Below are 25068 nucleotides of genomic sequence, written 5' to 3'. Positions count from 1 at the left end.
CCCTCCTGCCATGCGGGTTTAGCGTGACTGCGCCAGCCCGTCGAGGATATGCGTCATCACCATCCGCCGCGCATGGGGATCACGCAGATGCGCCGCCTCGGCCCGTGCGGCGCAGGACATGGCTTTGCAGGCATCGGGGTTCGACCGCGCCCAATCCAGCTTTTCCAATATATCATTGCCATAGCGGGCAATCGGGATGAAATGGACCCACGGCTTGAACCGGCCCGAATAAAAAACCTGCCAGCCGTCGTCTTCGGCAAACAGAACCGAATTGCTGTCCAGCGCCGAAATGAAGTTCGACCCGTGATCATATCCCGACAGGCAAAGCTGATAACGGAAGCGCTGGAAGAAAGGCCGCCCTCGCCTTGGCCCGCAATAGGGGGCCAGCAGTGGGTCTTGGGCGAAATGGCGATAGGCAAAGGCCATGACCACACCGATGTCGAAATCGGGGTGGTCAAAAAACCGCCGCACAAAATGCAAACGGCTGGTGCGTTGCAAACCGTCCCATGCCGCATCTCGGGCATCGGCATCCTGTCCGGCATCCAGTAACTTTGCCAGCCAGACATGGGATGCGGGACCGGGGCGTGTGCTGTCACGCATCTCGTTGCCAGAAATCATGCCGCGCCAGACGATGCGATCCTCTTTATCGTCGAAACTGACCGGATCGGCGGGGGCTGCGGGATCAAAGCCGGACAGGCCGATGGCATGCTGGTCGGGCAACGGCCAAAGCACAGGATTCACCGCCCCCGCACGCCGGTTGTGACACAGGACCGGCCTGTCCAGTGGTTCACCCTGAGGCGAGCCCATCCAGCGCGAATCCTCCATATCGATCCAGACGGGATCGCGGCGACCAAGGCGCAGGATATCGTTGATGACACCTTCGGCCCGGACCACCTTGAAATGGCGATCGTCGGGGCCAAGCGCCATCGGGGCCGCCCCTTCGGGTGTTACAACGGCAATCTGCCGTGTGCCCCCCTTCTGGTTCAGAACGCTCGCCCCGCCATCCCAATCGCAGGCAAAGCCCGACAGTCCCGCAATGCCGCCTTCCGCCTTGGAATCGACGCCCTGCAGGCAGAATTGCGCGACATCCTGCGCCCAATCATCCGGCGCGACATGCGGCTCCAACGCCCGATCATAAAGCGCCAGCAAGGCGGCCTCGACCTGTTGGTCACGCTGGTCGGGCCATTTGTCGAATGGAATTTCGGACATCGGCAACAACGGGTCGATGTGCTTTGCAAGCGTCGCCGGACTGTCCGATGTCAGATCGATCCGGATCAGGCGCGGGTCGTCGCCGAAATAATCATCGACAGCATGCTGATGGGCGCGCAAATCGGCCCTCCACAGATCCGGCAGGTCCAGTTCGGGAACATTGCGATGAAAGGCATGGCAGCGGGCAAGTTTGCCTTCGTCGCGCATGATCCTTTCGCAGACCCATGTGTCAGGATCAGGCAAGGTCAGGATGAACCGCGCATGGGAGATGCGCTTGGCCAGATAGGCAAAACAGCGCCATGCCTCTTGCGGGGGACGCCAATGGGGGGCAGCGCGCCACAGGCCCGCAAACAGCCGGATGCCGGGGCGCTGGCGCAGGGGACGCTGGTCACGCGCTTGGGCGAACAGGATGTCTGTCGCCAGTTCACCGCCCAAGTGGCAGGCGGTCTTATAGCCATTCGCGTCAAACAGCTGCACCAGCGCATCATCCGCGCTGCCATCCGGCCCAATATGGATGAACACCGGCTTGGGCATCGCCTAAACCGCCATCGCAGAGCGGCGTGGCAAAAACACTGTCAAAAGACCAAGCAGGGGAAGAACCGAACAGATCTGGAAAACCGTCTGGATACCGACATGGTCCGCCAACATTCCCAACGCGGCCGCAGCAATCCCGCCCATGCCGAATGAGAACCCGAAGAACAGGCCCGCAATCGTGCCGGTCCGGCCAGGCACCAGTTCCTGTGCAAAAACCACAATCGCCGGAAAAGCCGAGGCAAGGATCAGGCCGATAACTACCACCAGCACCCCCGTCATCTGCAACCCGACATGCGGCAGCGCCAAGGTAAAAGGCAGCATACCAAGGATCGACACCCAGATCACCGTCAACGGCCCGATCCGGTCACCGATCAACCCGCCCAGCATAACCCCCCCGGCCATGCCGATCAGAAACAGGAACAACATGATTTGCGCGCCCTGCGTTTCCAGCCCGAATTTGTCGATGGCGAAAAAGGTGAAATAGCTGCTCATAGCGGCAGTGTAGATGCTTTTGGTAAAGACCAGAACAGCCAGAACTGCAATGGCACGTATTACAACCGGACGTGGCAAAACTGGCGCTACGTCAACATGCACGACCGAGGCTTTCCGGCGATCCTCGGCCCATTGACCCACACGCCATAAGACCGATGCCCCCAAAGCGGCGGCCACAGCGAACCACGCGACCGCAGGACGGCCCAATGGCACCACGACAAAGGCGGCCAGCAAGGGGCCAAGCGATTGCCCGGAATTTCCACCCAACTGGAACAATGATTGGGCAGTTCCGAAACGCCCGCCAGATGCCAGACGCGCAACACGCGAACTTTCCGGATGAAAGACCGCTGATCCGATTCCAATAAGCATCGCGCCAGTTAATAGAAAATAATAATGTGCCGAAAACGCAAGCAACAGCACCCCACAAAATGTCGCGCCCATTCCAAAAGGCAATGATTTAGGCTGCGGATGGCGATCCGTGGTCATTCCGATAAGCGGTTGCAGCAAAGATGCCGTTATCTGGAACGCAAATGTCATAATTCCAATTTGCGTATAATTCAGGTCGAATTCGTTGCGCAAAAGCGGATAGATCGCGGACAGCATGGATTGCATTACATCATTGATCATATGGCAAAAACTTATTGCGACCAGCACACCCCATGTCGTGGCGTCAACGCGCCTGCCGACACCTGTCCGGACATTCAATTCAGAGGGGATAACTTTCCGCAAGTAATTACCTTTCTTTACACGAGATGTATTTTTAAAATATTTAAAATTATCTCAATGAACATTTCTAAAAATCCGTAAGAACTGCCAAATTAGACAAATATATTAATTCCGGCTTGTCTATTTCTATCGGCAGGCGCTATTAACAACTTATACGTGCCATATTTTGAATGTGCATGTTACCAAGGTAGCTATCGGGGAATTGTCTAGTGGGACATGGATCGTCAACTTCGCTCAAGGCCGAGGGTACGAGCCGCGGCAGTAAGCGGCTGAACACCTGGCAGTCAATACGCGCCGACGTTCTTGGACGTATCAGATCAGGTGAATGGCCCCCGGGTGAGCTTATTCCGACCGAACAGGAACTGGCCATCGAAATGGGCTGCGCGCGGGCAACCGTCAACCGTGCATTACGCGAACTTGCCACCAGTGGCATCATCAAACGGCGGCGAAAAGTCGGGACACGTGTGGCATCGACGCCGTCTTGCCGCACAACCCTGAGCCTACCTGTCATGCGTGACGAAATCGAAAATCTGGGCACCCGTTATTCCTATGCGCTATGTGCATATGAAACAGGTCCGGGCATCGACAGCGCACGCGAAGCCTTGCAGGTTGATCTGGGCCACCCCCTGTTGATGGTGAAATCGCGATACCTTTCCGACAACAACGTCTATTGCTGCGAGGCGATCTGGTTGAACCCTGCGGTCATCGACCTGCCAGACCCTTCGGTCTTCGAAACCGAGCCGCCGCAGGAATGGCTTTCCGGCAATCTTCCTGTCCAGCAGACACGCTTTGCGATTCTGGCTCGGGAGATCGAGGATATCTGTGCCTCCAACCTGAACCTGCTGCCGGGCACACCGGTCCTGACGATCGAGCGGGTCAATTCGCTTGATGCAGTTCCGGTCAGCTTTGCCCGACAGTTCTATCCTCCACATCACCGGCTGATTTTCGACGACTAACCTGCCTGCCCGGGCATCAGAAGATCGGCGAAATGATCCAGAAGCTTGTGCTTTAGCACCTTTCCCGTTGCCGCCGCAGGCAGCGGGCCGACCAGCAGGATACGCGTAGGCCGCTTATAGGCCGACAGCCGTTCCGCTGCATGGGCCGCCAGAATATCGGCGGTCGTGCCGCCTTCGGTCAGCAGTTGGCAAAATGCCAGAACATCCTCGTCACCACCGTCGCGCTTGCGACCTATGACAGCGGTTTGCAGAACGGCCGGATGGTCGTTCAGAGCGGCCTCGACCTCGGGTGGATAGACGTTGAAGCCACCGCGGATGATTAATTCCTTACAGCGCCCAACGATATGCAGCCGTCCTTGGGCGTCAATCCGCCCCAGATCACCGGTATGCATAAAGCCCTGATCATCCAGCACCTGCGCCGTCGCGTCGGGATTGCGAAAATATCCCAGCATGACATGCGGACCACGGGTCAGCACCTCGCCCGTGCCGGTTTCCTGGCTGATGGATTCATCCAGTCTGATTTCGACCAATGGCAGCGGTGCACCGGCTGACGGATCAGGATCGCCGATCGCATTGTCGGTGATGGTCACCCCCGCTGTGGTTTCGGTCATGCCATAGCCGTTTTGCAGGGCGATGCCATAGAAAGCCTCGGCGCGGCGTTTCCAGTCGGGGTCCAAGGGTGCAGCGCCACTGCTGACATAGCGCAGTGGTCCATCCAGCTTGGTCAGGCCACGGTTACGGGCCTCGGCCATGATGGCGGCATGCATTTGCGGCACGGCGGGCAACACGGTTACATCCGACTGCAAAGCATCCAGAACTGCCGCTGCCGAAAAGCGCGGCACCAGCCAGATCTGCGCCCCCCTGCCGATACCCGCGCACAGCATCGAGGTCAGCCCGAAGACATGCGTCATCGGCAAAACGCCATAGATCAGGTCCTCGGGGACGATCCCGCGCAGTTTGGCCGAGGACATCCCCCCGAAAACAAGGTTCCCGTGGCTTAGCATGACGCCCTTGGGCATGCCTGTCGTGCCGGTGGTGTAAAGGATCACCGCAGTCATATCGGGACCGTCGATCACCCCTTCGGGCATGCAGTCGCGGGCGGCACTGATGTGCAGGGACGCACCGCCAAGGGCAAAGGGCTGTGCATTATGTGCCAGCGCGTGGTTCAGGGCAGGCTCGCTGACGTCGGACAAATAGATCACCAGACGCGGATCGGTATGGTCGATGATCTTTTCCAGCTCGGGTCCGGTCATGCGGGCGTTGACGGGCACCGCCACCCCGTCCATCCGGCTGGTCGCCATCAACAGCACAGGAATCGCGCCCGAGTTTTCGGAAACGATCACCACGCGATCGCCGGCACGCATGCCATGGGCCTGTAATTGCGTGATGGTCTGCGTGATGCGGTCATCCAGTTCCGCATAGGTCAGCGTTTCACCCGTCCAGTCGCGCAGGGCGGGGCGGTCGGCATGTGCGGCCAGACTTTGGTCGAACAGGTGGTGGATACGGGTTGGTGTTGTCATGTCCCCTCACGCAGTCTTCGGAAATCGGGTGGGCGTTTGGCCAGAAAGGCGGTAATGCCCTCGCCGGCTTCGCGGGCGGCCAAGGCATAGGCCATGGCATCGCGTTCGGCATCCAGCTGCGCCTCGAAGGCGGTGGCACGCCAGCCAGTCAGCAGGCGCTTGATCGCGGTTTGTGCATCGGCGGGGCCACTGGCCAGACGGTCGGCCACGGCCATGGCGGCCATGATCGCCTCGCCCGGATCGGTCAGCTGGTTGACGACGCCAAGTGCATGCAGGCGTTCGGCACTGACCGGTAGGCCGGTCAGGCACATTTCGGCGGCAATCTGCGGTGGCAGGGCGGCACCAAGGGCTGCCGTCAGCCCCCCGTCCGGCACCAGCCCCGCATTCACATAAGCGGCAGTGAATTTTGCATCGCGTGCGGCAATCACCATATCGCAGGCCAGTGCAAGTGACATGCCGGCCCCCGCCGCCCCGCCTTCGACCACGGCAATCACCGGACGCGGGCAATAGACGATGGCGCGGATCAGGTCGTTCAGCGCATCAATGCGGGCGCGGCGCTGGTCTTCGTCCATCTGCTGGGCGGTGATCAGCGTGTTAAGATCGCCGCCCGCACAGAAGAAGCCCCCTTCGCCCGTCAGGATCACCGCCCCGATGCGCGGCTGTTCGGCAGCCATCTGCAAGGCTTCGTGCAGGCCGTCATAGAATTCATGGGTCAGTGCGTTGCGACGCGCGGCGTTGCGGTTTTCGACGACAAGGCGGTCGCCAAGATCGCTGATTTCACAATGGGGGTTCATATGGCCTCCGGTCTGGACTTGCGGAACACGCCGGTCGCGGTGGCGATCAACGTGCCGTCGTGATGGCGCAAATCCCCCTCTAGAAACAAGGTGCTGCTGCCACCGCCCGTAATCCTGCCGATGGCCTGCACCTGCCCCGGATGACCCGGGGCAAGATAGTTCACTGTCAGCGACAAGGTGGCAAAGGGATGCTTGCCCGTCGGATCGACAGACAGGCTGGCGGTCGCCCCCATCGCATTGTCCAGCAACGTCGCCGCAATACCGCCATGCAGAATGTTCTGGCGGTTCAGGTGGCGGTCATCCAGTTGCAGGTGACAGCGGGCACGACCGTCATCGCCGGCCACGTCCAGTTCATAGCCGATCAGGCTTTGCGTGCCGGTTTCATTATGGATCAAGCCCATGCCGGTTCGCCGTTGGCAAAGCGTTCCAGATGGTAATCGGCGTCCCCCATCGCGGTGTCCGCCGCCAGCAGACGCCGGATCATGCCGGCAAGGGCGTATTCTTCGGTCATGCCAATGCCGCCGTGCAGCTGGACCGATTCCTCGGCCACAAGGCGGGCGACGCGACCAACGGTGGCTTTACAGGCCTGAACGTGGCGGTCGCGGATGGCGGGTTCAGCGGTCAGATGGCCCGACAGGTTGGTCACGGCGGAACGCGCCTGTTCAACCTCGACCGCCAGATCGGCGATCCGGTGGGCCAATGCCTGAAATTCCAGAATGGCGCGGCCAAACTGTTTGCGGGTCTTCAGGTAATCCAGCGTCAGATCACTGGCAGCAATGATCCCGCCCAGTGCAAAAGCCGAATGGCCCAAGATCCCACGCGACAAGGCCGCACCGAAATCATCCAGCGCCCCAAGACGGGTCGCGGGTGTGTCGGCAAAGGTCAGATCGGCCCCGCGTCCGCCCTCCATCAGCGGATAGGCGTTCAGGGTCAGCCCCTCGGCCTTGGCATCCACCAGCCACAGCGCATCGGCGGTGGTGACGATAATGGCGCGAGCGTCTTCGGCACCGGCGACCATGGTCTTGCGTCCCGTCAGGCGGTCACCATCGACGCTGATCGCCACACCGCGGTCGTAACGCGTGCCCGGTTCGGCGTCGGCAAAGGCCACACGGGCGCTGCCTTCCGCCACTTCTGCGGCCAGATCGCCCTGCCCCGCCGTGGCCAGCGCGGATGCGCCGATCATTGCGGCGACCAGCGGCATGCTGGCACCGGCGCGGCCCAGTTCCTCGAAGGTCAGGGCAATGGCGGAACCGCTGCCGTCAAAGCCGCCTTCATCTTCCGTCAGCAGGGCGCCGATGACGCCGGCTTCGGCAAGGGCCGGCCACAAATCGTCGCCCTGATGGCGGGCCAGCAGGCCGCGCAAAGTGTCCTGAAGCATGCGGTGTTCGTCGGAAAGCGCAAAATCCATCGCCTTATCCTTTCGCCAGAGTGCCGGCGATGATGCCGCGCTGGATCTCGTTCGAGCCGCCATAGATCGACAGCTTGCGGTTGTTCAGATAGTTGGCCGTGGCCGACAGAACATCATCGGCATCAAGGGGTTGACCCTGATTGCCGGTTTCCATCGGCAGGGCCTGCGCCCATCCGCCATAGGCACGCCGCGTCAGCGCATCCAGCTGTTGCCGGATCTGGGTGCCCTTGATCTTGAGCATGCTGCTTTCGACGCCCGGTGCCTGACCTTGGGCCGCGACCGACAGCATTCGCAGGTTGGTCGTGGACATGGCCATCAGTTCGATTTCCGTCGTCGCGATCTGTGCGGCGAACAGCGGGTCCTGATCCAGCGGCTTGCCGCGATGGATCTGCGCCTTGGCCACACGCTTCAGATTGTCCAGCGCCGCCGTTGCAAAACCGACGCCCGCGATATTGGTGCGTTCATGGGTCAGCAGATATTTGGCATAGGTCCAGCCCTTATTTTCTTCGCCCACCAGGTTTTCAACGGGGACTTTGACATCGTCGAAGAACACCTCGTTCACCTCGGCGGTGCCATCCAGCAGGACGATGGGGCGGACGGTCACGCCCGGCGTGTCCATATCGATCAACAGGAAGCTGATGCCTTCCTGCTTCTTGCCTTCAGTCGAGGTGCGGACCAGACAGAAGATCATATTCGCGTGCTGGCCAAGCGTGGTCCATGTCTTCTGGCCGTTCACGACATAATGGTCGCCCTGACGTTCCGCACGGCAACGCAGGCCTGCAAGGTCGGACCCCGCACCCGGTTCGGAATAGCCCTGGCACCACCAGTCATCGCCGTTCAGAATGCGCGGCAGCCAGTAATCCTGCTGTTCCTTGCTGCCGAATTTCTGCAGAACCGGGCCCAGCATGGCAATGCCGAAGGGCACGATACGCGGGGCATGGGCCTTGGCGGATTCTTCTTCGAAGATATGGCGCTGGATGGCAGTCCAGCCTGCGCCGCCGAATTCACGCGGCCAATTGCCGGCCAGCCAGCCTTTGGCGTGCAGCTTGGCGTGCCAGCCTTCCATCTCGGCCTTGGTCAAAGATTGGTGCAGGCGGTTCTTTTCAGCCAGCGCGGGGTCCAGTTCCGACGCCAGAAATTCACGAACCTCGGCGGCGAAGGCCAGTTCATCGGGGGTAAAACGCATATCCATCAGAAGAACTCCACAAGTCCGGCGGCACCTTGGCCTCCGCCAATACACATCGTGACGACACCCCATTTGGCGCGGCGGCGCTGGCCTTCGCGCAGGATGTGCCCTGCGGTCCGCGCACCGGTCATGCCAAAGGGATGCCCGATCGAGATCGCGCCGCCGTTGACGTTGTATTTGGCCGGATCGATGCCCAGCACGTCGCGGCAATACAGGCACTGGCTGGCGAAAGCCTCGTTCAGCTCCCACAGGTCGATGTCGTCGACGGTCAGGCCGGCACGTTCCAACAGGCGCGGCACGGCATAGATCGGGCCGATGCCCATTTCATCGGGCGCACAGCCCGCAACGGCAAAGCTGTGGAACGCGCCCAACGGAGCCAGCCCCTCGGCTGCGGCTAGATCGGCGTCCATGACCAGCAGGGCCGCCGCACCATCCGACAACTGCGACGCGTTGCCAGCGGTGATAAAGTTGCCCGCGCCGCGCACGGGTTCCAGCTTGGACAGGTTTTCCAGCGCGGTGCCGGGGCGGTTGCCTTCATCGGCGGTCAGGGTGACCTGTTCTTCGCGGGTTTCGCCGGTGGCTTTGTCCGTGACCTTTTTGGCGACGGTCATCGGAATGATCTCGTCATCAAAAATACCGGCCTGTTGCGCCGCAGCAGTGCGGGCCTGCGACTGGACGGCATATTCGTCCTGTGCCTGACGGCTGACGTTATATCGCGCGGCGACGTTATCGGCGGTTTCGATCATCGTGACATAGAGGTCGGGGCGGTTCGCCTCGATCCACGCCTCGCGTGAATTGCGCACAGGCGGCTGGACCATGGAAATGCTTTCCACGCCGCCGACCAGAATGGCCCGCGCGCCCTCTTGCGCGACCATATGCGCGCCCATCGCCAGTGCTTGCAGACCGGATGCACAGAAACGGTTGACCGTCGTGCCCGCAATCGTGTCAGGCAGGCCGGCGCGGATCACGGTCTGGCGGGCAATATTGCCGCCAGTGACATATTCAGGATAGCCGCAGCCCCAGATGCTGTCCTCGATCAGGGCGGGGTCGATGCCTGCGCGGTCCACGACGGCGCGCGCGACGGCGCTGGCCATGACAGCCCCGTGGGTCATGTTGAATGCACCGCGACCGGCCTTGCCGATGGGCGTACGGGCGGTCGAGACGATAACCGGCTGTTTCATGCGGGTTTCCCTTCGTTCAATGCGGCAAAGCTGCGGCCCTGTTGCGCCAGATCGCGCAACAAGGGGGCCACCTGCCAGTAATGGTCGTCGGTTTCGGCAAAGGTTTCGATATCGGCCACTATGCTGGCCAGACCCTGATGGTCGGCCCAATGCAGCGGGCCGCCCCGCCAGCGCGGAAAGCCGTATCCGTTCAACAGTACCACATCGACATCCAGCGGCCGCAGCGCGATGCCATCCTGCACAACGCGCGCGGATTCGTTCACCATCGCCGCCATATAACGCGCGACGATTTCCGCATCGGTAAAGTCGCGCGGGGTGATGCCCAGATCGGCGCGGACCTGTTCCAGCAGACCTGCCAGCGCGGGGTCCTGACGGCCATTCGGGCTGTCGGCATCATAGATGTAATAGCCCTGCCCCGATTTGCGTCCCAGATGGCCCTGTTCGTACAGGCGGTCGGCAAAGACCGGCACGCGATCGCGCGGATGCAGGTCAGCTGCCTTCCGCTGGCGAGTGAAATAGCCGATATCCAGCCCCGCCAGATCCGACACGGCATAAGGCCCCATCGCAAATCCGAAATCAGTCAGCGCGCGGTCAATCTGATAGGGCGAGGCCCCGTCCAGCACCATCGCATCCGCCGCCATGCGGTAATGCGACAGGATACGGTTGCCGATAAAGCCGTCGCAAACACCCGCACGCACGGCGATCTTCTTCAGCTTACGCGCCAATGCAAAGCCCGTTGCGGTCACGTCAGGCGCGGTGTGGTCGGCGACCACCACCTCTAGCAGGCGCATCACATGGGCGGGGGAAAAAAAGTGCAGCCCGATCACGTCCTGCGGGCGGCTGGTCACGGCGGCGATGCGGTTCACGTCCAGATAGGAGGTGTTCGTCGCCAGAATCGCGCCCGGCTTGGCGATGGCATCCAGACGGGTGAAGACATCCTCTTTCACCTCCATCTTTTCAAAGACGGCTTCGATGATCAGATCGGCCTGCGCCAGTGCAGCGTAATCGCCGGCGGCGCGGAAGCTGTTGGCCAGAATGGCATCACACTTGTCAGCCCTCAGCTTGCCGCGCTTGACGCTGCCCTCCAGTATCTTGGCGACGCCTGCGGCGGCTTTTTCGGCGGCGGCGTCATCGCGTTCAATCAGCGTCACGTCCAACCCAGCCAGCAGTGCGGAAACCGCGATGCCCGCACCCATCGTGCCACCACCAATGACACCGATGCGGTCAAAAACGCGCGGTTTGACGTCAGCGATTTCAGGCAGCTGCGCCACAGCGCGTTCGCTGAAAAACGCATGAATCATTGCGGCGCGTTGGGGGGTCTGCATCAATTCCTGAAACTTGGCGCGTTCCTGCGCCATGCCTTCGGCCAGCGGCACGCCCAGTCCTTCGACCACAGCATCCACCGCGCGGGCTTGGGCTATCTGGCCCGGCACCTTGCGGGCCAGACTGGCCTTGATGTCCGCCACCAGCGCCGGATCATTGTCGGGGGTCGGCAGATCCCCCGTGCGGCGCGGGGTGCTGCCTGCCAGTTCACGCGCAAAGGCCATCGCGTCCTGCGTCAGATCGCCTGTCGCGATGCGGTCGATCAGGCCCAGCTCCTGCGCTTCGGAGGCCGGAACCTGACGGGCCGAGGTGATCATTTCCAACGCCGCCTTCAGACCGGCCAGACGCGGCACACGCTGCGTGCCACCGGCACCGGGCAGTAGGCCAAGCGTCACTTCGGGCAGGCCCATGCGGGCAGCTGGCGCGGCGATGCGGGCATGCGCCCCCAGTGCCAGTTCCAACCCGCCACCAAGGGCGGTCCCGTGGAACGCGGCAACTACCGGCTTTTCCAGACGTTCGATCGTGTCGATCACATCAGGCAGAAACGGCTGGATCGGCGGTTTGCCGAATTCGGAAATATCGGCCCCCGCGACCCATGTGCGACCATCGCACAGGATCACACCCGACAGGGCCTGATCATCGGTGGCAAAGGCGGCGGCGGCATCCATCAGGCCGCTGCGGACAGCAAGGGACATGGCATTCACGGGCGGGTTGGCAATGGTGATGATGCCGACCGCGCCGTCGCGGTGATAGGTCACGGACATGAAGGCTCCTTCAGTCATTTGGTGAACCGGACCATGCAGGGTTGCCCTGCTGCCCGATCAGAAGTTGCAGCCGTGCGACGGTGTCCCGCAAAAGGGGACCGACCTCGGCGTGGATGCGGGCGTCGGGCAGGACATCGTCCAGCGCGCCGCAGGAAAAGGTGACAGGCCCCGCCAGACGGGTGGACCGGAACGGCACCGCCACGGCAGAGATATTGCGCGAATAGCGCAGGTCATTGCGCACCACGGCATAGCCTTGGGCGATCAGCTGGCTGCGCCCTTCCAGACGCAGATCGGTAAGGCTGGTCCCGTCCAATGCGGTTTCGGGGTGATCGGCGTGCATGCCCGCAAATTCGTCGCGCGTGCTGGCCCCCAGCCAGCCCAGACCCGATGACGACCCGCCAAGCGGCAGCCGGTGCCCGACCTCCAGCCAGATCGAGGCCGCGCGCTGCGGCCGCCATGTCCGCATCAGGGCGATCTTGTCACGGTCGCGGACAGCGAACAGAACCAGCGTGCCGGTTTCATCGGCCAGCGATTGCATCATGTCATGCGCGGGGTCCAGAAACGACAAGGATGCCGCCGCCACATGGCCCATCGCCAACAGCGTCGGACCGGGGCGATACCGGTCGGCCCGCTGCGGCTGGGTCAGATACCCAAGACACCCCAGCGTAAAGGTCAGCCGCGACACCGTCGATTTCGGCAGGTTGGTCCTTTCAGCGATCTGGGCGTTCGTCAGACCGTCATCCCCCGCCCTGAAGGCCCGCAGGACGGACAGGCCGCGCGCCAACGTTGTGGCAAAGTTGCGGTCCTCTTCATAGTCGGGGCGGGGGTGATTGCTCATATCGTCACATCGATGCCGGAATGATGATCGAGATGGTCGGGAACGCGATCAGAATGACCAGCACCAGAAAATCGACCACAAGGAAGCGGGTAACACCGGCAAATATCTTGTCGATGCTGACGTTCTTGGTGACGTTGCTGACCACAAAGACGTTCAGCCCGACAGGCGGTGTTATCAACCCGATTTCCAGCAGCTTGATGACAATGACCCCGAACCAGATCAGGTCCATGCCATAACCCTCGACCAGCGGAACCATGAAGGGCAGCGTCAGGACCATGATGCCGATGGGATCAAGAAACATTCCCAGCACCAGATAGATCAGCACAATCACTACCAACAGCATGACATAGGACAGCTGTGCGTCCTGAACCATGCCGACAATGGCCCCTGCCACACCGGTCAGGGCGACAAAGCTGACGAAAATCTTGGCCGCACCCGCGATCAGGAAGATCGCCGAGGTCTGGACAAGGCTTTCGCGAACTGCACGCCACAGCACCTCAAATGTCAGGCGACGTTGGGCAAAACCGATAAAGGTGGTCAGGACCACACAGACGGCCGCAGCCTCGGTTGCGGTGAAGATACCACCATAGATGCCGCCAACGATGACCACGAACAGCAGTAGGGCGGGCCATGCGGCAATTGCGGCTTCGGTCCGGCTGGCACCATCGGATGACCCGCGCGGTGCGGCTGACGGGTCACGCGACACCCACCATGCGATGACCAGAAGCATCCCGCCCAATGACAGCAGACCTGGCAAAATCCCTGCAAGAAACAGCTGCGCGATAGAGGTCTCGGTAAAGATGCCATACAGAATAAACAGCACCGAAGGCGGGATCAGCGACCCCAGCGTGCCACCAACAGCAACCGATGACGTGGCAAGACGCGGGTCATAACCCATCCGCAGCATTTCCGGCACGCAGATACGCCCCATCGTTGATGCGCAAGCGATCGACGACCCCGAGATTGCCGAAAACCCGCCACATCCAAGGACCGAGGCCATCGCAACGCCCCCCGGCACCGTCCGCAACCAGACCGCCGCCGCATCATAGATGCGCGTCGTGATACCGGCATAGAAAGCAATATTCCCCAGCGCCACGAACAGCGGCACCATCGACAGGTCATAGGAATGAACCAGATCGAAGAAATTCGACAGCACGACCGAACTGGTCGGGTTCAGCGCCCGTTCCGGTGCCCAGCCCCCAGTCCGCGTCGCATAGACCAGAAACGTTCCCAGACTGGCAACGCCCGCCAACACAAAAGCAATGGGCACCCGCATCGCCAGCAGGATCAGGACCAGCGCAAGCGCCGTCATGCCGATCGTCATGGCATCCATTATATCACCTCTTGTCCGTCAGCATCCACGATGCGGCCCGTGGTCATGACCTGCCGCAGATCACCCACCAGCAGAATGGCAAGCCGGACCCACATCAGCAGCAGGCCCGCAAGAAACAGCGCCAGCCCCGGCCACCGCGGCAGGTTCAGGTCGCCATAATAAAACTCGCCCGAGGTCCAGGTCTGCCCCAGCATCCGCTGCGCGGCATAAAGCAGCGGCAGCAGCGCAAGCACGCCGACGGCATGGCCCAGAACGATCAGCCACGCCCGCACAGGATCCGGCAGCCGGTCGCTGATAAAGGTCACTGCAACATGCGACCGCGCGGCGGTCGCCGCCGCCATGGGCAGGATGACGGCCGCAACCATCAGTTCCCGCACCATGATGATGGCATCGGGCAGACCCGTCCCGAAAACAGAGCGCATCACCACATTGATGAAAATCACGCCGCCCAGCAAAGCCAGGGCCAGCACCGCAAGGTCCAGCAAGGTCCGCTCGATCGTTTTCATGCGATCAGCCCCGTTCCCAGGGATAGCCCTGCTGGTCTTTTTCGTCGGAATATTTCGCGATCAGCCCGCGATATTCTTCCAGCAAGGCCTGACCGTCCAGACCGGATGCATCGGCACGCGCCGACCAGTCATCCAGATATTTCTGGCCGGCCTCGGTCAGTTTGGTGCGGTCTTCGTCGCTAAAGCGGACAATTTCGGTGCCGTTGTCTTCCAGCATCTTGATCGATTCGTCATTGGCTTGTCCGATGATGCGACCGAATTCGTCAGCCAGACCTTCGCCAGCGGTCATGATGATGTCCTGTTCTTCAGGAGTCAGCGCGTCGAACATCGATTTGTTCATCATGATGCCAAGACCACCGATCTGGCCCCAGTCGATGAAGGTGTAGCTGTCGAAAACCTCGTCGAATTTCAGGGCAGCGACCAGATAGGAATAGGTCTGCGTGCAATCGATCAGCCCGCTTTCCAGCCCCTGATACGCCTCATAGACGGACATATCGACAAGATTGGCGCCCATATCGCGGAACGTCTGGCCATAGGCACCGACGCCGCGCACCTTTGCGCCCGAAATGTCATCAACAGTTTCGATCGTCCTGCCCTTGCACCCCATCTGCACCGCCGAGGTGGTATAGGTCCCGACATAGACCAGATTCTGTGCCGCCAAATTCGCGGTGATCTGTTCGTTATTGCGCATCAGATCGTCGGTGGCCTTCATGCCCACCCACGGATCGGGGTTGTTCATTGGCAGGTCCGCAATGCCATAGGCGATCATATCCTGCGGGAAATAGACGCCGATGACGCTGCCCAGATCGGCCACGCCGTCACGCAAGGATTGCACCGATGCTTTTTCGGAAAAAAGCGCGCCACCCCAGTTGATATCCAGTCGCAGATCGCCGCCTGATTCGTCGGCGATCTTATCGGCGAACCATTGCGTCGCCTCGGCGCGGGCACCGCGGTTCGGGCCGGGTTCACCATAGATCAGAACTGTTTCGGCAAAAATCGGTGTCGACATCGCTATGGTCAGGCCAGCCGCCATCAGCGCCGTCTTGCAAGACTGCGTGGTCATCGTGAAACTCCTCCCCAATTTCAATATGCAGGCTGGCATTCCGCAGTGCGGAACGCAATCCCCATTTGAACGAAATGTGAGCGGCAATCTCTCTGGCGGTTTTCCGCTTAATGTTTGATGTTGCCGCTTGCATGATCGGAGCTTTCAGATGACCCCCACCCCCGCCCGCCGCTACAGCGTACATCACCTGACACTTGCTATGGTGTTCGGGCTGGGGATGTCCCTGCCTGCCTTGGCCCAACAGGACCTGCCCTTCACCGCCGCCGATATCGAGGCCGCCCAATATGGCGGTGGCGACCTGCCCCGTGGACGCACCCCCCTGACGGCCAAGGTTCAGATCCTGCTGGACCGGTCGGGCACGTCCCCCGGTGTCATCGACGGCTTTAAAGGCGGCATGAGCCAGAGCGCCATCAAGGCATTCGAACGCCGGACCGGCCTGCCGATGGACGGAATCATGGACCCACATGTCTGGAACCTGCTGCAGGCATTCTCATCAGGGTCGGTCACGAAAACCTATGTGATCACCGATGCCGACGCCGAAGGGCTGGTGGACCACATCCCCACGGATTACGCCGAAAAGGCCCAGATGACCGCAATGGCCCATACCAGCGTCGCCGAGCGTTTGGGCGAACGTTTCCATATGGATGAAAAATTCATCCAGTTCCTGAACCCCGGTGTGGACCTGGTGCCCGGTGCGACCATTCAGGTCATGGCCCCGAACCCGCCAATGCGCGGTCAGGTGTCGCGGATCATTATAGACAAGGCCAACCGCCGTGTGGCGGGATATGATTCCAATGGCCGGATGGTCGTGGATTACCCTGCGACCATCGGATCGACCGTCACGCCATCGCCAGAAGGCACCCATAATGTGCGGACCGTCGCGGTGAACCCGAATTACACCTATAATCCCGACGTGAATTTCCGGCAGGCGGGCAACGACAAACCGCTGGTCGTGCCCCCCGGCCCGAACGGCCCTGTCGGCACCGTCTGGATCGGCCTGACGAAGCCGACCTATGGCATCCACGGCACGCCCACCCCGTCGCAATTGTTCAGCAACCAGTCCAACGGCTGTGTGCGCCTGACCAATTGGGACGCCGAGGAACTGGCCCGCATGGTCCGCATCGGTGGCACCTCGGTCGAGTTTCTTGACGCAGGCGTCACGATTTCGGATGTGACCGGTGCATCCGGGGCGACGACACCGCCCGTTGCAGCGATTGCCCTGCCCGAAGGCACTGTCGAACCCGCCGTCCCGCAACCGGCCGAGCCTTTGGCCCTGCCCGATCCCGCAACAGCCCCGATCACCGAGGATACGACCGAACCGCAGGATCCGGCCGCGGCAGATCCGCTAAGCAATGCCTTGGACAGCGCCTTGCCGGACGGTTTTGTCGTGCCGCCCTTGGAACAGACCACCCCATGATCCGGCGGGGGGTCCTGACAGCACTGCTGATCGCACTGGCAGGACCGCTGGCGGCGCAAGACAGCAATCCGCGGCCCCCCGACCGGCCTTCCGTGGCACAGGACCGGCCCATGCAAGGGCCACCCATGCCGCCTTTGTGGTCGGCCCAAGCCGAAACAGAACAGGAATTTGCCGCCTGCCGACTGGCCCTGTCCTTGATGGGCACAAGTTATACGGTCGAACCTGCCCTGACCGACCCTGCAGACCGTGATTGTGGCATCGCCCGCCCTTTGCGCGTCACGCGGATCATTCCCGGTGTTACACTAACGGGCAATCCGGTCATGCGTTGTGATACGGCACGGTCGATTGCCCTTTGGACGCAACAATTCCTGCGTCCGGCGGCTGCGTTGCTGGATGGCGCGCCGCAGTTGACCGCGCTGCAAACCGGACCTGCCTTCAGTTGCCGTGACAGGGTCGGTACGGGGGTTGACGTTCCCAAACAATCCGAACATGCCTATGGCAGTGCGGTCGATATCATGGGCTTTGATTTCGATGATGGCACCAGCCTGACCGTCCAGCCGCGTGTTGGCGACGGCAATCAGGCCGAAAGCTTTCTGCGGGCAGCACGCGGAACGGCCTGCCTGTTGTTCACAACCGTTCTTGGACCCGGCGCCAATGCCGCCCATGACAACCATCTGCATCTAGATATGGCAGCACGAAACAACGGCTGGCGGCTGTGTGAATAGCCGTCTAGCGGCTTTGGCGTTCCATATCCAGATAACTGGGATCAAAGCGGGCCAAGGTGGCTAGACCATGCCAATCCAGAATCTGGATATCGGCCCCTGACCAGCGGATCATTCCGCGATCCCGCAGATCACGCACCGCGCGGTTCACATGGATCGGAGAATATCCAAGAATATCAGCCAGTTCCCGCTGCAACAGAGGCAGGGAAAACTGGTGGTTTCCTGCCGCGCCGACGGCGTTCAGACGGGTGTAAATCTCGCACAACAGATGTGCCAGATGTGCACTGGACCGCAAGGATGCCGCAGCAACCAGCCATTGCCGGTGCACTGCCGCGTCGATCAGCGTTGCCATCCACAGCAGTCGCGTTAGATGGGGAAAATTTTCGGTGATCTCGGTCAGTTCGGCGTGGTCGATAAATTCGACCTCGGCGTTGCCGATGGCGACGACCGAATGTTCCAGACCCGCCAGAACAAAGCCGTGCAGATCGACAAAATCGCCCGGAACATGCAGGGCGGTGATGACCCTTTCCTCGGACCGTCCGACCAGTTGATGCGACCGTGCGGACAGACCGCGCAACATCATACAACTGCGCCGTGCGGACCTGTCGGCTGGCACAATCACATCGCCGGACGCAAAGCTGACATGCTGGGTGCGGACATTCCGTAAGCGTTCCAGATCACGGTCCTGCAAGGCGTCACGCCGTTGAAGAAAACGGATAAAATATTCAGTTATCGCCATTTCATCCCCCTCCTTTCCGAGGCTGGCGGACACTTGCAAATCAGCATTTTCGACGCAATGCCCCCGCTGCCAGGTCTAACATTCATTAAGTCGCCAAACGCACAACCAACGGCTTGGTTTCACCGTGTCCTGACGCCGTGCCGCATCGAGACGTCCAGCGCGGCAAAGCTTTCCGTCACAGATCCGCAGCGGCGGGTGACAAATTCGTCCAGTTTCGGGAACAGTCGCACAGCCTCGTCCAGTTTGGGATCGGACCCCGGCGCATAGAGTCCGGCGCGAATCATCAGCTCTGATTCGGCGTAGGCCCCAAGGGCGGCGCGGGCGCGGGTGATCAAGGCATTTTCCGCCGTGCTGGCGGCATCGGGCAGCGACCGCGACACGGATCGCACGACATCAACGGCGGGGAAACGGCCACGTTCGGCAATGGTGCGGTCCAGAACAATATGGCCATCCAGCGTCCCGCGCAGGATATCGGCCACTGGCTCCTCCATATCCGACCCCGCAACCAGCACACTGAAAATGCCGGTAATGTCGCCTGCGCCTTCCGGACCCGGCCCTGAACGTTCGGCCAGCGCCATGATCAGATTCGACACCGAAGGCGGAAACCCGCGATAGCTGGGCGCTTCGCCTGCGGCCAAGGCGATTTCACGATGCGCTTCGGCAAAGCGGGTGATGCTGTCGGCCAGAAACAGCACATGCTTGCCCTGATCGCGGAAATATTCGGCCACTGACATGGCGGCCCATGCACAGCGCCGTCGCATCAGCGGCGACTGGTCTGATGTCGCGGCTACAATCACCGTCCGCTTCATCCCTTCTGCACCCATGGTCTTTTCGACGAATTCCCGCAATTCGCGGCCCCGTTCACCGATCATCGCGATCACAACGACATCGGCCTGCACCCCTTTTGCCATCATCGACAGCAAGGTCGATTTTCCCACCCCCGATCCTGCAAACAACCCCACCCGCTGCCCCGCAACCAAAGGCAGCAACGTATCGAACACCGCCAGCCCTGTATCCAGCCGCGCGCCAAGGCGTTTGCGGGTGACGGCAGGTGGCGGATCGGACCGGAACCCGCGTTCATGCAGGCCGTGCGACAGCGGGCGACCATCCAGCGGGCGACCAAGCGGGTCAATGATGCGGCCGATCCATGCGTCGCAAGGGGCGATGCGCGGGGCATGCAGCAACCGGACCTGCGCGCCGACCGACAACCCCTCGATCCCGCCTTCAGGCAAAGACTCGGCGTGTTCATGGGACAAGCCGACGATTTCCGCCGTAAGATCACCCGATGGCAGGGTAATACTGACGCGGTCCCCGACCGATGCGTGGCTGTTCAGCCCTTCCACCCTGACCAGCCCGGCACGGATCGACTGCACCCTGCCGCAATAGGTGGCGATCCGCATCTGCGCCAGACGCCCAGCAATCGATTCCAGTCTGTCCATTCCAAACGCCCCTGATTTTTCGTCGTCCACGAAAGGGTTTCTAAAGGAATCGGGGTTAAGACCGGGTTTATCGTGATTGAGGAGAAGCCTCATGTTTGAGAAAATCGAAATGATGCGGATGGTCCATGCGATGGGCCAGCACGTGTCACAGCGCCAGCTTGTGGTGGCGCGCAATATTGCCAATGCGGATACGCCTGGATACCGCGCCGCCGACATGCAGGATTTCGACGAAAGCTATCGTCGCACCTTGGTCGGGGACGATCTGCGGGTCACCAATCCGCGCCATCTGGACAGCCCGCAATGGGCGCTGGACGCGGCCCGCGTCATCGACACCGGCCAGCAGGCATCGCCCAACGGCAACAGCGTATCGATCGAGGAAGAAATGGTCCGCGCCGCCGAAACCAAGCGCGACAGCGACCTGTCGCTTGGCATTTACCGGTCCGCGCTGGACCTGATGCGGACCAGTCTGGGTCGCGGGTAAGGGGACAGGATCATGACCGAACAGATCAGCGCGCTGCGTCTGGCCGCATCAGGAATGCGCGCCCAAAGCGAACGCATGCGCCACACGGCCGAAAACATGGCGAATGCCGATACCCCCGGCTATCGCCGCAAACTGGTCAGCTTCGAACAGGCAACCGACTTCGGACGCCCCACGGGCGAGGTTCAGGCAGGCCGCCTGCAACTGGACCGGACCGCACTGCCGCGCATCTATGACCCCAGCCATCCGATGGCCGATGATGACGGCTATTTTCAGGGCTCGAACGTCGATGTCGTGATCGAAATCGCGGACAGCCGCGAAGCGGGTCGCAGTTACGAAGCCAACCTTCGCATGTTCGAACAAAGCCGCCAGATGGGCAGCGCTTTGCTTGATATTCTCCGTCGCTAGAAAGGCAACAGCACATGATTTCAGGATTGAACGCCGCCAACGCATATTCCGCCGCCCGCACCGCCGTCGCCCCCGACGGGCAGGCATCGGGCACCGCCAAGCTGGGCCAGATGGCGCAGGATTTCGCCGCCCATATGGAACAGGTCGATCAGGTGTCCACCGGTGCAATGACCGGTCAGGTCAACACCCACCAGCTGGTCCAGACCATCGCCGAGGCGCAGATGGCCATGGAAACCGTGGTCGCCATCCGCGACAAGGTCGTCGAGGCATATCAGGAAATCCTGCGGATGCCGGTCTGATGAACGAAACCATTCTGTTCGACATGCTGCGGCAGTCGCTGCTGATCGCCGTGCGGATATCTGCCCCGCTGCTGGGGGTCGCGCTGATCACCGGCGTGGTCATCGGCCTGTTTCAGGCGCTGACCTCGGTTCAGGAAATGACACTGACCTTTGTGCCCAAAGTCGGGCTGATGCTGGTCGTGTTCTGGGTTTCGATGAGTTTTATGACCACGGCGTTGTCGGATTTTTATCTGGGGCAGATCATCCCCCTGATCGCAGAAAGCTGACATCATGGATAACGCCATCTACGCCAGCCTGACCCGCCAATCCGGCCTGATGCGCGAAATGCGCGTCGTGGCCAACAATATCGCCAACGCCAATACCACCGGCTTTCGCCGCGAAGGCGTGATCTTTGCCGAACATCTGTCAGCGCTGGACCGTCAGGGCGGCACGCTGTCGATGGCGGATGCCCGCGGGCGGATGCTGGACCTGAAACAGGGCGTGCTGACGCAGACGAATAACAACCTTGATCTGGCCATCGAAGGCGACGGCTTTTTCATGGTCGAAACCCCCGAAGGCGTGCGCCTGACCCGCGCCGGTGCCTTCATGCCGGGGGCCGAGGGGGAATTGATGAACGCCGATGGCAACCGCCTGCTGGATGAAGGCCAAGCGCCGATCATCCTGCCCGCCGGTGCCGGTTCGGTGTCTATCGGGGCCGATGGCACTCTGTCGTCGAACGGTCTGCCCTTTGGCCGCATCGGTGTGGTGAACGCGCCAGAAGGTAAAACCCCCAAACATCAGGGCGGCACATTGTTCAGCGTTCAGGGCGAACCACAGCCCGCCGAAGATCCCCGCGTCCGCCAAGGCTTTCTGGAAGATTCAAACGTCGATCCGATCATGGAGATCACCCGCATGATCGAAGTCCAGCGCGCCTACGAACTGGGCCAGTCTTTCCTTGACCGCGAAGACCAGCGCATCCGAAGCGCAATCACCTCGATGACCCGATAAGGAGCCAGATATGAGAGCCCTGCAAATTGCCGCCACCGGCATGAGCGCACAGCAAACCCGCGTCGAGGTCGTGTCGAACAATCTCGCGAACATGTCCACCACCGGTTATAACGCCCGCCGCGCCGAATTCGCCGATCTGCATTACCAGCAGGCCGCCCGACCCGGCAGCGTCACCGCCGCCGATGGCACCGTCATTCCGGCAGGCGTCCAGCTGGGCCTTGGCGTCCGCCCCACCGCCGTCAGCGTCAACCTGCAACAAGGCGCGCTGACCGCAACCGGTGGCGATCTGGACATCGCCATCGAAGGCGACGGCTATCTTGAGGTCACGCTGCCCTCGGGCCTTTCGGGCTATACCCGCGATGGCGGGTTGAAGCGCTCGCCCGACGGGCTGATCGTGACATCCGACGGATCCGGTGGTGCCGGAAATCACCATTCCCGATGACGCGCGCTCTATCTCGATCAGTGCCGGCGGCGAGGTGAACGCCTATTTCAACGACCGCGTCGAACCAGAACAGCTGGGCCAACTGACCTTGGCCGGTTTTTCCAACGAAAAAGGGTTGGAGGCGATCGGGTCCAACCTGTTCATCGAAACTGCGGCATCCGGCGGCGCGCAGGTCGTCAATCCGGGTCAGGACGGGCTGGGAACCCTGCGGCAGGGTTACCTTGAGGAAAGCTCGGTCGATGCGGTGCGCGAAATCACCGAGCTGATCAAGGCCCAGCGCGGCTATGAATTGAACGCCAAGGTCATCACCGCCGCCGACCAGATGCTTGGCGCAACCACGCAGGTGCGGTGATGCGCGCGCTGGTTCTGGTATTGGCGCTGCTGCCTGCAAACGCATGGGCGGGCGGCCTTGGTGCCGCACATACCCTGCCCGCAGGCAGCGTGATTACAGCAGGCGATCTGCGCGTTATCGACACCGATCGCCCCGGCCTGACCGACCCGTCAGCCGCCATTGGCATGCAGACCCGCATTACAATTTACGAAGGCCGCCCCCTGCACGGCAATATGCTGCAAGCGCCGCGTCTGGTGGACCGGAACCAGATCGTGCGGCTGTCCTTTCTGCGCGGCGGCCTGCGGATCGATACCGAAGGCCGCGCCATGAATGACGGCGCGGCGGGCGAGATGATCCACGTGATGAACATAGGCTCGCGCAGCACGGTTACTGCGCAGGTGATGCCCGACGGCAGCTTGGCCGTAACGAACTAAAGGAACACCCGATGAAACCAGTCCATTTCCTGTGCCTTGCCCTGTCGGTTGCCGGTTGCGCACGCGCTGCAAATGTTGGTCAGCCGCCCGAACTGTCATCCCCGCGTGACACCGAGGAGTTTCTGGCAATGACCAACCCGCCCCTTGACCTGCCCCTTGATTCAGGCCGCCCCGAGGCCGCGGCTTCGCTATGGGCCGGCACACAATCATCGCTGATCAGCGACCGTCGCGCAGCCGTGCGCGGTGACATCCTGACTGTCGTGATCGAAATCGACGATCAAGCCGAAATCAGCAACAGCTCGGGTCGGAACAGATCGGCGGGGGACAGCGTGTCCGTTCCCCAGATGGCGGGCATTCCGCAGCGTCTGGCCGATAAACTGCCCGAAGGGGCCAGCTTTGACGAACTGGCGGATGCCTCTTCCTCCTCCAACTATAAGGGCAGCGGTAATATCTCGCGCCGCGACAAGCTGACGTTGCGCGTGGCCGCAACGGTGGTGGACACCCTGCCCAACGGATCAATGCAGATCGAGGGCACGCAAGAGGTCCGCGTGAATTACGAGCTGCGCGAACTGACCGTCAGTGGCTTTGTCCGTCTGGGCGATGTCGATCGCAGCAATGAAATCGCCTATGACCGCATCGCAGGCGCGCGCATTTCCTATGGCGGGCGCGGCCAGATCACCGATGTGCAACAACCGCGCTATGGCCAGCAGATCGCTGACATTCTGCTGCCGTATTAAGGGGCCGACATGATCCGCAAACTGATCCCGATCCTGTTGCCGCTGGTCGCCCTTCTGGGCGGCGCATTCGGCGGTGATATGTTGCGCGCACCGGCTGATGCGGCCAGCCCTACGCCGGAAAGCCACTCGGTACAGCATGCCGATGATGATCACGCCACCGCCAAAGACGACCATGGGGTATCGGGTGATCATACCAGCGCCGAAGGTTGGTTCACCTTTCCCACGCAGTTTTTCGTTCCCTTGGCGCGTCAGGGCGACAGCAACGAGTTGATGATCATCACGCTGACGCTGCAAACCGATGCCGCCAGCATCGAGGCGATGCGCAAGAAGGAACATGCTCTACGTGATGCCCTGCTGCGCCAGTTGTTGATCCACGCCAATACCGGCGGCTTTGACGGAAATTATACCGCGGACCGCAATCTGGTGGCCCTACGCCAAGATCTGTTGAAGGCGGCATCCACAGTCACCGATCTGCCGCTAAAGGCCGTTCTGATCGAAGATATTGCCAGACAGCAGGGCTAGGGCCCATGGACATTCATCTTGCAGCAATCAGGGCTGCGGCGAGGTTCCAATTGGCGGTGTAGCTGCAATCGGTCTTGTCATAGCGTGTTGCTATACCTCGGAATTCCTTGATCTTTGCGAAGTAGTTTTCAACCATATGGCGCCACTTGTAAGCGTCTGCGTCGTAGTTAGGCTGTTGCTTTCGGTTTGATTTCGGTGGGATCACGGCGCTTGCCCCACGTGCATCCAGTTCTTCCAGAAGCCAGTTCGCGTCAAACGCTTTGTCTGCCAGAAGAGCCCC

The 25068-nt window shown here is 61.3% G+C and carries 27 protein-coding genes and 2 pseudogenes; 13 read left to right on the top strand and 16 right to left on the bottom strand.

Annotation, left to right across the window (positions count from 1 at the left end):
- Nucleotides 1–18: 18 nt before the first annotated feature.
- Both DWB67_RS05710 and DWB67_RS05705 read right to left on the bottom strand, forming a co-directional pair.
- Nucleotides 19–1743 (bottom strand): glycosyl transferase family 90, encoded by a 1725-nt coding sequence (locus DWB67_RS05710; RefSeq protein WP_119806580.1) that lies wholly within the window; start codon nt 1741–1743, stop codon nt 19–21.
- A 3-nt stretch (nt 1744–1746) separates the two neighbouring features.
- Nucleotides 1747–2862, bottom strand: a complete 1116-nt coding sequence (locus tag DWB67_RS05705) for an MFS transporter (RefSeq protein ID WP_119806579.1) — start codon at nt 2860–2862, stop codon at nt 1747–1749.
- A gap of 308 nt (nt 2863–3170) precedes the next feature.
- Between DWB67_RS05705 and DWB67_RS18605 the strand changes: the two are divergent.
- A pseudogene (locus DWB67_RS18605) lies at nt 3171–3416 on the top strand (GntR family transcriptional regulator); the annotation flags it as partial.
- A gap of 54 nt (nt 3417–3470) precedes the next feature.
- The gene (locus tag DWB67_RS18285) at nt 3471–3917 is read left to right on the top strand and encodes a UTRA domain-containing protein (RefSeq protein WP_255418565.1); all 447 of its coding nucleotides are present in this window, start codon (nt 3471–3473) and stop codon (nt 3915–3917) included.
- Here the strand turns inward: DWB67_RS18285 and DWB67_RS05695 are convergent.
- Genes DWB67_RS05695 through DWB67_RS05645 form a run of 11 tightly spaced genes read right to left on the bottom strand, consistent with a single transcriptional unit; the run spans nt 3914 to nt 15833 of the window.
- The gene (locus tag DWB67_RS05695; RefSeq protein ID WP_119806577.1) at nt 3914–5437 is read right to left on the bottom strand and encodes a class I adenylate-forming enzyme family protein; all 1524 of its coding nucleotides are present in this window, start codon (nt 5435–5437) and stop codon (nt 3914–3916) included. The genes DWB67_RS18285 and DWB67_RS05695 overlap by 4 nt on opposite strands.
- A complete protein-coding gene (locus DWB67_RS05690; protein WP_119806576.1) occupies nt 5434–6231 on the bottom strand; it encodes an oxepin-CoA hydrolase, alternative type in 798 nt (265 codons plus the stop codon). The genes DWB67_RS05695 and DWB67_RS05690 overlap by 4 nt, the downstream gene beginning before the upstream one ends.
- Nucleotides 6228–6632 (bottom strand): PaaI family thioesterase, encoded by a 405-nt coding sequence (locus tag DWB67_RS05685; RefSeq protein ID WP_119806575.1) that lies wholly within the window; start codon nt 6630–6632, stop codon nt 6228–6230. Before DWB67_RS05685 ends, DWB67_RS05690 begins: the two co-directional genes overlap by 4 nt.
- Nucleotides 6623–7639 (bottom strand): acyl-CoA dehydrogenase family protein, encoded by a 1017-nt coding sequence (locus DWB67_RS05680; protein ID WP_182911505.1) that lies wholly within the window; start codon nt 7637–7639, stop codon nt 6623–6625. The genes DWB67_RS05685 and DWB67_RS05680 overlap by 10 nt, the downstream gene beginning before the upstream one ends.
- Before the next feature lie 4 nt (nt 7640–7643).
- Nucleotides 7644–8831, bottom strand: a complete 1188-nt coding sequence (locus tag DWB67_RS05675; RefSeq protein ID WP_119806573.1) for an acyl-CoA dehydrogenase family protein — start codon at nt 8829–8831, stop codon at nt 7644–7646.
- Complete coding sequence (locus tag DWB67_RS05670; protein WP_119806572.1) at nt 8831–10006, bottom strand: acetyl-CoA C-acyltransferase; 1176 nt, start codon at nt 10004–10006, stop codon at nt 8831–8833. Before DWB67_RS05670 ends, DWB67_RS05675 begins: the two co-directional genes overlap by 1 nt.
- Entirely contained in the window at nt 10003–12093 is a 2091-nt protein-coding gene (locus DWB67_RS05665) for an FAD-dependent oxidoreductase (protein ID WP_255418564.1), read from the bottom strand. Before DWB67_RS05665 ends, DWB67_RS05670 begins: the two co-directional genes overlap by 4 nt.
- 10 nt (nt 12094–12103) lie before the next feature.
- Nucleotides 12104–12931 carry an IclR family transcriptional regulator gene (locus DWB67_RS05660; RefSeq protein WP_119806570.1) on the bottom strand — a complete coding sequence of 276 codons (828 nt, stop codon included), beginning with the start codon at nt 12929–12931 and terminating at the stop codon, nt 12104–12106.
- Nucleotides 12932–12935: 4 nt separating this feature from the next.
- Complete coding sequence (locus tag DWB67_RS05655) at nt 12936–14264, bottom strand: TRAP transporter large permease (protein ID WP_119806569.1); 1329 nt, start codon at nt 14262–14264, stop codon at nt 12936–12938.
- Nucleotides 14264–14770 (bottom strand): TRAP transporter small permease, encoded by a 507-nt coding sequence (locus DWB67_RS05650; RefSeq protein WP_119806568.1) that lies wholly within the window; start codon nt 14768–14770, stop codon nt 14264–14266. The genes DWB67_RS05655 and DWB67_RS05650 overlap by 1 nt, the downstream gene beginning before the upstream one ends.
- A 4-nt stretch (nt 14771–14774) precedes the next feature.
- Nucleotides 14775–15833, bottom strand: a complete 1059-nt coding sequence (locus DWB67_RS05645) for a C4-dicarboxylate TRAP transporter substrate-binding protein (RefSeq protein ID WP_119806567.1) — start codon at nt 15831–15833, stop codon at nt 14775–14777.
- Nucleotides 15834–15981: 148 nt separating this feature from the next.
- On the opposite strand from DWB67_RS05645, the gene DWB67_RS05640 reads away from it, so the two are divergent.
- Both DWB67_RS05640 and DWB67_RS05635 read left to right on the top strand, forming a co-directional pair.
- The gene (locus DWB67_RS05640) at nt 15982–17250 is read left to right on the top strand and encodes a L,D-transpeptidase (RefSeq protein ID WP_119806566.1); all 1269 of its coding nucleotides are present in this window, start codon (nt 15982–15984) and stop codon (nt 17248–17250) included.
- Complete coding sequence (locus tag DWB67_RS05635; RefSeq protein ID WP_119806565.1) at nt 17247–17975, top strand: extensin family protein; 729 nt, start codon at nt 17247–17249, stop codon at nt 17973–17975. Before DWB67_RS05640 ends, DWB67_RS05635 begins: the two co-directional genes overlap by 4 nt.
- 4 nt (nt 17976–17979) lie before the next feature.
- On the opposite strand, the gene DWB67_RS05630 is transcribed toward DWB67_RS05635, so the two are convergent.
- Nucleotides 17980–18711 carry a Crp/Fnr family transcriptional regulator gene (locus DWB67_RS05630; protein WP_119806564.1) on the bottom strand — a complete coding sequence of 244 codons (732 nt, stop codon included), beginning with the start codon at nt 18709–18711 and terminating at the stop codon, nt 17980–17982.
- Nucleotides 18712–18830: 119 nt separating this feature from the next.
- Complete coding sequence (locus tag DWB67_RS05625; protein WP_119806563.1) at nt 18831–20150, bottom strand: FliI/YscN family ATPase; 1320 nt, start codon at nt 20148–20150, stop codon at nt 18831–18833.
- Between the two features lie 91 nt (nt 20151–20241).
- On the opposite strand from DWB67_RS05625, the gene DWB67_RS05620 reads away from it, so the two are divergent.
- The 9 genes and pseudogenes from DWB67_RS05620 to DWB67_RS05580 all read left to right on the top strand — a co-directional run bounded on the left by DWB67_RS05620 (nt 20242) and on the right by DWB67_RS05580 (nt 24788).
- Nucleotides 20242–20631, top strand: a complete 390-nt coding sequence (locus tag DWB67_RS05620; RefSeq protein ID WP_119806562.1) for a FlgB family protein — start codon at nt 20242–20244, stop codon at nt 20629–20631.
- A gap of 12 nt (nt 20632–20643) precedes the next feature.
- Nucleotides 20644–21036, top strand: a complete 393-nt coding sequence (gene flgC / locus DWB67_RS05615) for a flagellar basal body rod protein FlgC (RefSeq protein WP_119806561.1) — start codon at nt 20644–20646, stop codon at nt 21034–21036.
- Nucleotides 21037–21050: 14 nt separating this feature from the next.
- The gene (gene fliE / locus DWB67_RS05610; protein WP_119806560.1) at nt 21051–21335 is read left to right on the top strand and encodes a flagellar hook-basal body complex protein FliE; all 285 of its coding nucleotides are present in this window, start codon (nt 21051–21053) and stop codon (nt 21333–21335) included.
- A complete protein-coding gene (locus DWB67_RS05605; protein ID WP_119806559.1) occupies nt 21335–21601 on the top strand; it encodes a flagellar biosynthetic protein FliQ in 267 nt (88 codons plus the stop codon). The genes fliE and DWB67_RS05605 overlap by 1 nt, the downstream gene beginning before the upstream one ends.
- A 4-nt stretch (nt 21602–21605) precedes the next feature.
- Nucleotides 21606–22322 (top strand): flagellar hook-basal body complex protein, encoded by a 717-nt coding sequence (locus tag DWB67_RS05600; protein WP_119806558.1) that lies wholly within the window; start codon nt 21606–21608, stop codon nt 22320–22322.
- A gap of 10 nt (nt 22323–22332) precedes the next feature.
- Nucleotides 22333–23116, top strand: a pseudogene (gene flgG, locus DWB67_RS05595) (flagellar basal-body rod protein FlgG).
- Entirely contained in the window at nt 23116–23529 is a 414-nt protein-coding gene (gene flgA / locus DWB67_RS05590) for a flagellar basal body P-ring formation chaperone FlgA (RefSeq protein ID WP_119806557.1), read from the top strand. The pseudogene flgG and the gene flgA overlap by 1 nt, the downstream one beginning before the upstream one ends.
- Nucleotides 23530–23540: 11 nt before the next feature.
- Nucleotides 23541–24266, top strand: coding sequence for a flagellar basal body L-ring protein FlgH (gene flgH / locus DWB67_RS05585; RefSeq protein WP_119806556.1), 726 nt, complete (start codon nt 23541–23543; stop codon nt 24264–24266).
- Between the two features lie 9 nt (nt 24267–24275).
- The gene (locus tag DWB67_RS05580; RefSeq protein ID WP_119806555.1) at nt 24276–24788 is read left to right on the top strand and encodes a flagellar basal body-associated FliL family protein; all 513 of its coding nucleotides are present in this window, start codon (nt 24276–24278) and stop codon (nt 24786–24788) included.
- 13 nt (nt 24789–24801) lie between these two features.
- Here DWB67_RS05580 and DWB67_RS05575 read toward each other — a convergent pair.
- Nucleotides 24802–25068, bottom strand: a 267-nt coding sequence (locus DWB67_RS05575; RefSeq protein ID WP_147385913.1) for a transposase, incomplete at its 5' end; no start/stop codon positions are given.

Origin of the sequence: Paracoccus sp. JM45, from assembly GCF_003590715.1 — a bacterium.
In the GTDB taxonomy this organism is placed as follows: Bacteria; Pseudomonadota; Alphaproteobacteria; order Rhodobacterales; family Rhodobacteraceae; genus Paracoccus.
Note: the sequence above shows the minus strand (reverse complement) of the source record. Positions and strands in the feature narration are given on the sequence as shown.

Coding starts and splice junctions, on each gene's coding strand:
- flgH (WP_119806556.1), top strand. CDS start 23,541: ATGAAACCAGTCCATTTCCTGTGCCTTGCCCTGTCGGTTGCCGGTTGC.
- flgA (WP_119806557.1), top strand. CDS start 23,116: ATGCGCGCGCTGGTTCTGGTATTGGCGCTGCTGCCTGCAAACGCATGG.
- DWB67_RS05710 (WP_119806580.1), bottom strand. CDS start 1,743: ATGCCCAAGCCGGTGTTCATCCATATTGGGCCGGATGGCAGCGCGGAT.
- DWB67_RS05640 (WP_119806566.1), top strand. CDS start 15,982: ATGACCCCCACCCCCGCCCGCCGCTACAGCGTACATCACCTGACACTT.
- DWB67_RS05630 (WP_119806564.1), bottom strand. CDS start 18,711: ATGGCGATAACTGAATATTTTATCCGTTTTCTTCAACGGCGTGACGCC.
- DWB67_RS05660 (WP_119806570.1), bottom strand. CDS start 12,931: ATGAGCAATCACCCCCGCCCCGACTATGAAGAGGACCGCAACTTTGCC.
- DWB67_RS05580 (WP_119806555.1), top strand. CDS start 24,276: ATGATCCGCAAACTGATCCCGATCCTGTTGCCGCTGGTCGCCCTTCTG.
- DWB67_RS05685 (WP_119806575.1), bottom strand. CDS start 6,632: ATGGGCTTGATCCATAATGAAACCGGCACGCAAAGCCTGATCGGCTAT.
- DWB67_RS05655 (WP_119806569.1), bottom strand. CDS start 14,264: ATGGATGCCATGACGATCGGCATGACGGCGCTTGCGCTGGTCCTGATC.
- DWB67_RS05665 (WP_255418564.1), bottom strand. CDS start 12,093: ATGTCCGTGACCTATCACCGCGACGGCGCGGTCGGCATCATCACCATT.
- DWB67_RS05680 (WP_182911505.1), bottom strand. CDS start 7,639: ATGGATTTTGCGCTTTCCGACGAACACCGCATGCTTCAGGACACTTTG.
- DWB67_RS18285 (WP_255418565.1), top strand. CDS start 3,471: ATGCGTGACGAAATCGAAAATCTGGGCACCCGTTATTCCTATGCGCTA.
- DWB67_RS05670 (WP_119806572.1), bottom strand. CDS start 10,006: ATGAAACAGCCGGTTATCGTCTCGACCGCCCGTACGCCCATCGGCAAG.
- DWB67_RS05705 (WP_119806579.1), bottom strand. CDS start 2,862: ATGATCAATGATGTAATGCAATCCATGCTGTCCGCGATCTATCCGCTT.
- fliE (WP_119806560.1), top strand. CDS start 21,051: ATGATTTCAGGATTGAACGCCGCCAACGCATATTCCGCCGCCCGCACC.
- DWB67_RS05620 (WP_119806562.1), top strand. CDS start 20,242: ATGTTTGAGAAAATCGAAATGATGCGGATGGTCCATGCGATGGGCCAG.
- DWB67_RS05600 (WP_119806558.1), top strand. CDS start 21,606: ATGGATAACGCCATCTACGCCAGCCTGACCCGCCAATCCGGCCTGATG.
- DWB67_RS05650 (WP_119806568.1), bottom strand. CDS start 14,770: ATGAAAACGATCGAGCGGACCTTGCTGGACCTTGCGGTGCTGGCCCTG.
- flgC (WP_119806561.1), top strand. CDS start 20,644: ATGACCGAACAGATCAGCGCGCTGCGTCTGGCCGCATCAGGAATGCGC.
- DWB67_RS05635 (WP_119806565.1), top strand. CDS start 17,247: ATGATCCGGCGGGGGGTCCTGACAGCACTGCTGATCGCACTGGCAGGA.
- DWB67_RS05675 (WP_119806573.1), bottom strand. CDS start 8,831: ATGGATATGCGTTTTACCCCCGATGAACTGGCCTTCGCCGCCGAGGTT.
- DWB67_RS05645 (WP_119806567.1), bottom strand. CDS start 15,833: ATGACCACGCAGTCTTGCAAGACGGCGCTGATGGCGGCTGGCCTGACC.
- DWB67_RS05695 (WP_119806577.1), bottom strand. CDS start 5,437: ATGACAACACCAACCCGTATCCACCACCTGTTCGACCAAAGTCTGGCC.
- DWB67_RS05605 (WP_119806559.1), top strand. CDS start 21,335: ATGAACGAAACCATTCTGTTCGACATGCTGCGGCAGTCGCTGCTGATC.
- DWB67_RS05690 (WP_119806576.1), bottom strand. CDS start 6,231: ATGAACCCCCATTGTGAAATCAGCGATCTTGGCGACCGCCTTGTCGTC.
- DWB67_RS05625 (WP_119806563.1), bottom strand. CDS start 20,150: ATGGACAGACTGGAATCGATTGCTGGGCGTCTGGCGCAGATGCGGATC.